Annotated in this window: 7 protein-coding genes and 1 pseudogene; 2 read left to right on the forward strand and 6 right to left on the reverse strand. The window is 62.1% G+C overall.

Annotated elements, in window-relative coordinates:
• The 5 genes and pseudogenes from A3728_RS15660 to bhcA all read right to left on the reverse strand — a co-directional run.
• Nucleotides 1-308, reverse strand: a pseudogene (locus A3728_RS15660) (ornithine cyclodeaminase family protein); the annotation flags it as partial.
• A gap of 67 nt (nt 309-375) precedes the next feature.
• Complete coding sequence (locus A3728_RS15665; RefSeq protein WP_067925662.1) at nt 376-1,821, reverse strand: NCS1 family nucleobase:cation symporter-1; 1,446 nt, start codon at nt 1,819-1,821, stop codon at nt 376-378.
• 85 nt (nt 1,822-1,906) lie between these two features.
• The gene (bhcC, locus tag A3728_RS15670) at nt 1,907-3,070 is read right to left on the reverse strand and encodes a 3-hydroxy-D-aspartate aldolase BhcC (protein ID WP_067925665.1); all 1,164 of its coding nucleotides are present in this window, start codon (nt 3,068-3,070) and stop codon (nt 1,907-1,909) included.
• A gap of 42 nt (nt 3,071-3,112) precedes the next feature.
• Entirely contained in the window at nt 3,113-4,072 is a 960-nt protein-coding gene (gene bhcB / locus A3728_RS15675; RefSeq protein ID WP_067925668.1) for a beta-hydroxyaspartate dehydratase BhcB, read from the reverse strand.
• On the reverse strand, nt 4,072-5,262 hold the full coding sequence (bhcA, locus tag A3728_RS15680) for an L-aspartate--glyoxylate aminotransferase BhcA (protein WP_067925677.1): 1,191 nt from the start codon (nt 5,260-5,262) through the stop codon (nt 4,072-4,074). Before bhcA ends, bhcB begins: the two co-directional genes overlap by 1 nt.
• A 170-nt stretch (nt 5,263-5,432) precedes the next feature.
• On the opposite strand from bhcA, the gene bhcR reads away from it, so the two are divergent.
• Nucleotides 5,433-6,284 carry an HTH-type transcriptional regulator BhcR gene (gene bhcR, locus A3728_RS15685; protein ID WP_067925680.1) on the forward strand — a complete coding sequence of 284 codons (852 nt, stop codon included), beginning with the start codon at nt 5,433-5,435 and terminating at the stop codon, nt 6,282-6,284.
• On the opposite strand, the gene A3728_RS15690 is transcribed toward bhcR, so the two are convergent.
• On the reverse strand, nt 6,281-7,108 hold the full coding sequence (locus tag A3728_RS15690) for a bifunctional allantoicase/(S)-ureidoglycine aminohydrolase (RefSeq protein ID WP_067925671.1): 828 nt from the start codon (nt 7,106-7,108) through the stop codon (nt 6,281-6,283). The genes bhcR and A3728_RS15690 overlap by 4 nt on opposite strands.
• Nucleotides 7,109-7,330: 222 nt before the next feature.
• Here A3728_RS15690 and A3728_RS15695 point away from each other — a divergent pair, with 222 nt between their 5' ends.
• Nucleotides 7,331-7,768, forward strand: a complete 438-nt coding sequence (locus A3728_RS15695; RefSeq protein WP_067925674.1) for a TadE/TadG family type IV pilus assembly protein — start codon at nt 7,331-7,333, stop codon at nt 7,766-7,768.
• Nucleotides 7,769-7,781 lie beyond the last annotated feature (13 nt).

Below are 7,781 nucleotides of genomic sequence, written 5' to 3' on the forward strand. Positions count from 1 at the left end.
CCCACCATCGCCTTTGCCTTGCCGGTATCGGGATCGAACAGAAAGACGGTGGACTGGTGATTGATGATATCGTGCTTTTCAAGGTTGTTGGGCCAATACCCCCCGGCCTTCAGCCCCAGCGTCAGCCCCGCCTTGTCGAACCCGCCCTTGAACCCGTAAAGCGCATCTTCATGGCCGATGGCCTCGCGCACGACGGGGAAGTTGTAGGCGTCGCCCGCCGCCATGGCGGCAAAGACCCGCTCCACCGCGTCAAAGGCGGCCTCGGGGGTCATCAGATCGGCGATTTCACGTTCGGGTACGATCAGCATGGGAACTCCGGTATTTTGCAAAAAAAGGGACCGGCGCGCATCCTCGCGGGCGCGCGCCGGGAAGGGATCAGGCCGCGCGGCGGTTCCTGGCCATGGCGTTGTAGATGACGCCGCCAAGGATCGCACCGATGACCCAGTTGTAGCCCGAAAGGAAGCCGAACCACGGCACCCAGACGGTCGCGACAGAGAAGATCGCGGCGATGGCGAATGCCTTGACCGCCGCGGTGTTCCAGCCGTTTTCATAGTGATAGGCACCGCCCTCCATGTTGTAGAGGTCGTCTTCGATCAACTCCTCGTTCCGGTGCCAGTAATAGTCGACGATCATGATCCCGAAGATCGGCGCAAGCGTAGCACCCAGCGTGTTGACGAAGCCGCTAATGCCAAACTGGCTGATGAAGCTGGTCCAGAGACCGCCGATCACCAGCGCGAAGACCGAGGTGATCAGCCCGGCCGCGCGGAAGCTGATGCGGTCGGGCGCGAGGTTGGCAATGCCGTTGACCGCCGGAATGAAGTTGGCGACGAGGTTGATACCGACCGTGGCGGCAAAGAACGTGATGGCCGCGATGACGCCCAGCAGTACGCTGTCGGTGCGCTCCACGATCTCGGTCGGGTTGATGATCGCCTCTCCGAAGACAACCGCCGCGCCCGCAGTGGTCAGCAGCGCCAGTGCGGAGAACAGGATCATGTTGAACGGCAGACCGGCGAGATTGCCGAGCTTCATCGTCGCCTTGTCCTTGGCGTAGCGCGAGAAGTCCGAGAAGTTGATCATCACGGCGGCGAAATAGGCCACCATGGTTCCGACGATGGCAATGAAGCCCCGGAACTCGTTTGCGAATGTGCCTTCGGGGTTGGCAAAGATCGTCGCCGTGGCCGACAGAAGCTGGCCGTCCGCCCGCTGCCACAGCACGATGACAAGACCGATCATCACCAAATAGACGAAGGGCCCGGCAATGTTCAGAAAGGTTTCCACCCAGCCCATGCCGCGCCAGAAGATGAAGATATGAAACGCCCAGACGATCACGAAGGAAAGCCAGTCAATCCCGGTCAGCCCGAGGATCTCGGCCCCGCCTGTCGCCCCGGTGAGCGACCGGATCAGCAGCGCCAGCGCGGTTGAGGCAAAGTAAACCTGAACGCCGTACCAGAAAACGGCGACCGTCGCCCGCAGCACGGCGGGCAGTTTCGCGCCCTGGGTGCCAAGGCTCGCGCGGGCAAAGACGGGATAGGGAATACCGTATTTCTCGCCCGCGGCGCCCGAAAGGTTCACCATCCACATGACGAAAAGGCCGGCGGTGATGAGCGCCGCAAAGGCGGTCCAGCCGCCGACCCCGAAGGAAATGAACAGCGATGCCACCAGCGAATAGCCAAAGAGCGATTGGACGTCATTCGCCCAGATGTTGAAGATGGCGAACCAGCCCCAGGTCTTTTCCTCGGGGCCGACAGGGTTCAGCGTGTTGTGGCCTTCGGGATCCAACGTGCCGCCATGGGCGACGTGATGCGTGTCTATCGTGGTCATTTCGATCTCCTCCTTGATGAGCGATATGGTAGATGCTCGCGGTCTTCCGGGCCTCCCCGCCCGAAAGACCGTTTTGGATGGCCCGTCAGTAGGCCTTGCCCCGGGCCGACACCGGCCACAGCGTTTCGACCTTTCCGCCCCGGACGCCGACGTACCAGTCATGGACATTGGCCGTCGGGTCGCAGTGACCGGGGATCAGGCGCAGCTTGTCGTTGACCTTCAGCACGCCCTTGGGGTCGGAAACGACGCCGTGCTCGTCCGAACACTTGATGTATTCCACGTCGTCGCGCCCGTGGATCACGGGCAGACCGCTATCCACCGATTGCGCCTTAAGCCCTGCGTCGACGATGGCCTTGTCCGCCTTGGCGTGGCTCATGACGCTGGTCAGGATGAAGAAAGCGTTTTCCCATTCGCCCGCGTCGATCCGGTTGCCGTCCTCGTCGAGGATACGACCGTAATCGGCGTCCATGAAAGCGTAGGAGCCGCACTGAAGCTCGTTATAAACACCTGAATTGCTCTCGAAATAGTAAGAGCCCGTACCCCCGCCGGAGACGAGATCGGTCTCGATGCCTTCGGCTTTCAGCGCCTCGACCGCATCGCTCACCTGCTTGATCGCGGCGTCGAGCTTCGCCTTGCGCTCGTCGAAGCTGTCGATGTGCTGCATCGCGCCCTGATAGGCCTGGATACCGCGGAAAGTCAGGTTGTCGGCGTCGCGCACGGCCTTGGCGATCTCGACCACCGCATCGGTGGTGGTCACGCCGCAGCGGCCCGCGCCGCAGTCGATCTCGACAAAGACGCCGAGGTCGGTGCCGTGTTTCTGCGCCGCTTCCGACAGGTCCGCGACGTTGTCGATATCGTCGACGCAGACGATGACTTCGCCGCCGCTCAGTTTGGGCAGCTGCGCCAGACGGTCGATTTTGGCCGGGTCGCGCACCTGGTTGGAAACGAGGATCTCCTTGATGCCCTCGCGCGCGAAAACCTCTGCCTCGCTCACCTTCTGACAGCAGACGCCGACGGCGCCGCCCAGTTCCATCTGCAGCTTCAGCACGTCGACCGATTTATGCATCTTCCCATGGGCACGGTGGCGCATCCCATGCGCCTTGGCGTAGTCGCCCATCTTCTTGATGTTGCGCTCCAGCGCGTCCAGATCGAGGATCAGGCAGGGCGTCTGGATGTCCGCCTCGTCCATCCCCGGCACGGCGGGGGCGTCGAAACCGACGTCGAGGTCATCGAAATTCACGTCTTTCATCTGTCTATCCTTCCAGTTGTTCAGAGGGGCCAATGCCCTCGGTCAAATCCACGGCAGCTTGTCGAGGTCGACATTGCCGCCGGTAATGATCACACCGACCCGCTTGCCCGCGAACCGGTCCCTGTTCTTGAGGATCGTCGCCAGCGGCACCGAGGAACTCGCCTCGGCCACCACGCGCAGGTGCTTCCATGACAGCTTCATCGCATCGATGATCTCCTCTTCGGAGACGGTGAAGATGTCCGTGACGTGGTTCGAAACAAAGTGCCACGTCAGGTCCTTGAGCGGCACGAGCAACCCGTCCGCGATGGTCTTGGGTGCATCGTCAGCAATGATATGCCCCGCCTTGAAGCTGCGATAGGCGTCATCCGCCTGTTCCGGCTCGGCGGCGATAATCTGCACCTCTGGCGCCATGTTCGAAAGCGTCAGGCAGGTGCCCGAGATCATGCCCCCCCCGCCGATGGGCGCCACGACCATATCGAGCCCGTCCGTCTGCTCCATGAATTCGCGCGCGCAGGTCCCCTGCCCCGCGATCACGCGCGGATCGTTGTAGGGATGCACGAAATCGCCGCCGGTTTCCGCCTGCACCTTGGCGAATGTCTCCTCGCGCGATGACGTCGAAGGCTCGCATTCGGTGATCTTGCCGCCATAGCGGGCGACGGTATCCTTCTTGGCCTGCGGTGCGGTGCGCGGCATGACCACGTTGCAGGGGATGCCCCGCAGCATGGCCGCATAGCTGAGGCAGGAGGCGTGGTTGCCGCTGGAATGGGTCGCTACGCCCAACCGGGCCTGTTCGTCATCCAGCCCGAACACCGCGTTCGAGGCGCCTCGCACCTTGAAGGCCCCCGGCTCCTGAAAGTTCTCGCATTTGAAGAACAGCTCGGCCCCGGTCAATTCGTTGAGATAGGCCGATGTCCGGACCGCGGTGCGCCGGATATGGGGCTTGATCCGCTCATGCGCGTCCAGCATGTCCTGATAGCTGGGGATATACATCTCGTCCCTCATCACGCCGCCGCCTTCCTGCCGGAGCTGTTGCCGTGGCGGTAGAAATCCTGCGCCGCGGCCACGCCCGAACCCAGCTCAACCTCGAGCCCGAGGTCGCCCATCACCATTTCGGCGGTGGCGAGACCCGACAGCATCATCGCATCCGTCAGCATCCCCAGATGCCCGATGCGGAACACCTTGCCCGCGACCTCGCCCAGCCCGACGCCGAAGGCCATGCCGTAGTCCTTTGCCGCGACACTCACGATATCGGTTGCATTGAACCCCTCGGGCGTGCGGACGGCGCTCACCGTGTCGGAATAGACGTCAGCCGAGGCGGCGCAGAGGTCGAGCCCCCATGCATCCACGGCGCGGCGCACCCCTTCGGCGATGCGGTGATGGCGGGCAAAGACGTTCTCCAACCCTTCGGTCAGCAGCATGTCGAGCGACAGTTTAAGCCCGTTCATCAGCCCCACGGGGGGCGTATAGGGGAAGGCGTTGGCGTCATAGCCTTTCTGCATGTCGCGGATGTCGAAAAAGGTGCGCGGCAGCGTGGCGCTTTCGGTGGCCTTCATCGCCTTGTCGGAAAACCCCAGAATGGCGAGTCCCGCAGGCAGCATGAACCCCTTCTGGCTGCCGGTCACGGCGACATCCACGCCCCATTCGTCAAACCGGAAGTCCATCGAGGCGATGGAACTCACCCCGTCCACGAAGAGCATGGCCGGATGGCCCGCGGCATCCAGCGCACGGCGTACGGCGGCGATGTCGGATTTCACGCCGGTCGCGGTCTCGTTATGCGTGGCGAGCACCACCTTGATCTTGTGGTCCTTGTCGGCCTTCAGGATTTCCTCGTATCTGTCGGCGGGCAGGCCGTGTCCCCAGGGGGTTTCGACGATCTGCACATCCAGACCATGGCGCTGGCACATGTCGATCCAGCGGTGGCTGAACATACCGTTGCGCGCCGCCAGAACCCCGTCCCCCTTGCTCAGCGTGTTGGAGAGCGCCGTTTCCCACCCGCCGGTCCCGGTGGAGGGAAAGATGAAGATGCGGGCGCTGTCGGACTTCAGAACCGTGCGGACACCATCGAGGCAGGGATGCAGGATCTTACCGAAAACGGGCGAGCGGTGATCGATCGTCGGCATGTCGCAGGCCTGCCGCAGGGCTTCCGGCATGTTGGTGGGGCCGGGAATGAAGACAGGGTTCTGAAAGCTCATGATCATCTCCTTCTCTGGATGTTGAGGAGAATTTACCGACCCCGCCGCAACGGCGATACTTTTTTAAAACTATTTTTCATTTTGCACGCACTGGGAAAAATGACGCATTGTCAGCACCTTACATTTTTCATATGATGAGAGGCTCTTTCATTTGTTTCGGAATGCATCTTATGGTTTTGCCGAAGAATACCTTTCAGGAGGCCCGCAAATCGCGCGGCAGGCCCCGGGACTGGGACGACAAGACCGCCCAGAACACCATCAAGTCCCTCGACCGCGCGCTGGCGATTTTCGAGTTTCTGAGCGAGGCGCCCGCCGGCAAGGCATTGACCGTGCTGGCGCATGAACTCGACCAGTCCCCGGCGACGGTCTACCGCGTGCTCGTGACGCTGGAAGGCAAGGGGCTGGTGGAATTCGACCAGACCGATCAGGTCTGGCATGTCGGTCCCCGCGCCTTCGTCATCGGTTCCCGGTTTCTCAGACGCACCACCCTGGTGGAACGCGCACGACCCTTCCTGCGGCACCTGATGGAAGACACGGGCGAAACCGCGAACCTCGGGATCGAACAGAACGGTCAGGTGCTCTTCGTCAGCCAGGTCGAAACCCACGCCAATATCCGCGCCTTCTTTCCCCCCGGTACGTTGTCGCGGCTCCATGCCTCGGGCATTGGCAAGGCGCTGATGGCCGAAATGGGCGCCGAACGGCGCGCGAAGCTTCTCGCCGCCGCACCGTTGGAACGCTTTACCGAATATACCCTGACGGAACCCGCCCTGCTGCTCGCCGATCTGGAAGAGGTCCGCAGACGCGGCTACGCCATCGACGGGCAGGAGCGCAATCTGGGCATGCGCTGCATCGCCGCGCCGATCTTCGATGTCCATGGCGAGGCCATTGCCGGTATCTCCGTCTCGGGCCCCACGTCGCGGATCGGGCCGGAACAGGTGAAGACCCTCAGCCTCGCCGTCGTGGCCGCCGCAAAAGGTGTATCGGCGGCCATCGGCGGTGCGCCCAGCCGGCAGGACGGCTAGGTCAGCGGCCGCAACGGCATCTGGCGGTTCACATCCTTGTAGAGCAGGTAGCGGAACCGCCCCGGCCCCCCGGCATAACAGGCCTGCGGGCAAAAGGCGCGCAGCCACATGTAATCACCGGCCTCCACTTCGACCCAATCGTTGTTGAGCCGGTAGACCGCCTTGCCTTCGAGCACGTAGAGCCCGTGCTCCATCACATGGGTTTCGAGAAACGGAATGACGCCACCCGGCTCGAAGGTCACGATGGTGACATGCATGTCATGGCGCAGATCGGCAGGATCGACGAACCGCGTCGTGGCCCAGGCGCCGTTGGTATCGGGCATCACCGTGGGCGCGATGTCCTGCTCGTTCGCGATGACGACATCGGGCTGATCGAGGCCTTCGACCTCTACATAGGCCTTGCGGATCCAATGAAAGCGCAGCATCTCGCCGCCCCCGTTGCGCAGTGTCCAGCCAGAGCGCGGCGGCAGATAGGCATAGCCGCCCGGCTGCAACTCATGCGTCTGCCCCCCGACGCTGAGCGTGGCGACCCCCTCGACGATGAACAGGACGCCCTGTGCCGCCGGATCGGTCTCCGCCCGGTCCGACCCGCCGCCGGGGGCGACCTCCATGATGTATTGCGAGAAGGTTTCCGCAAAACCGCTCAGGGGGCGGGCCAGAACCCACAGCCGCGTATCTTCCCAGAAGGGCACAAAACTGGTGACGATATCGCGCATCGTTCCTTTCGGGATCACTGCATAGGCATCCGTGAAAATCGCGCGATCCGTGAGCAGCTGGTCCTGACCGGGATGGCCACCCTTCGGGGAATAATAGCGGGCTGACATGAAGGTTCCTCACTTGATTGCATGACACCCGAGTCTAGGGGATGCGCCCCGGAAAGCCACGGCGGCTATCCCAGCAGATGTGTTCAGATTTTTTTGATAATCGCCCCGGATTGTCGCGACCCTGCGATGGAACTTCCTTCAAAACATCGCGATCCCGCCACAGATTCGAACGATTCATGAAGGAAGTTCGAAGCCTGAAGTCCGCCATGAAGGATTCGGACAATGTGTACTGGTCAGCCCGCCAAGTTCAGGGCGTTACATCGCTGGACAACGAAGTGTCGGCATTTTTGCCGGAACGAGGACGGCAGCGCCACGATCGAAACGGTGATCTGGCTGCCGATGTTCATGATTCTGCTTGGCTTCATCATCAATGTATCGATGGTGTTCTTCAATGAATCCCAGATATTGCGCGTCATTCAGGACGGCAACCGGGCCTTTTCCCTCGGTCGGCTGCAGGACCTGAAAGAGGTTGAGGATTACGTCCTCGCCCGTCTCGCCTACCTCGACGCCTCGATCACCATCGGGTCCGAGGTCGCCGACGGGTTTGTCACCACGTGGCTGCGCACCCCGGCAACCGACCTCATGCCGGTCAGCTTCATGTCCAGTGTGTTCGAAGGTCTCGACGTGGGTGTCAGCGCCCAGCATATCGTGGAGTACTGAGATGACGAAGTCC

It is taken from the genome of Sulfitobacter sp. HI0040, from assembly GCF_001634885.1.
In the GTDB taxonomy this organism is placed as follows: Bacteria; Pseudomonadota; Alphaproteobacteria; order Rhodobacterales; family Rhodobacteraceae; genus Sulfitobacter.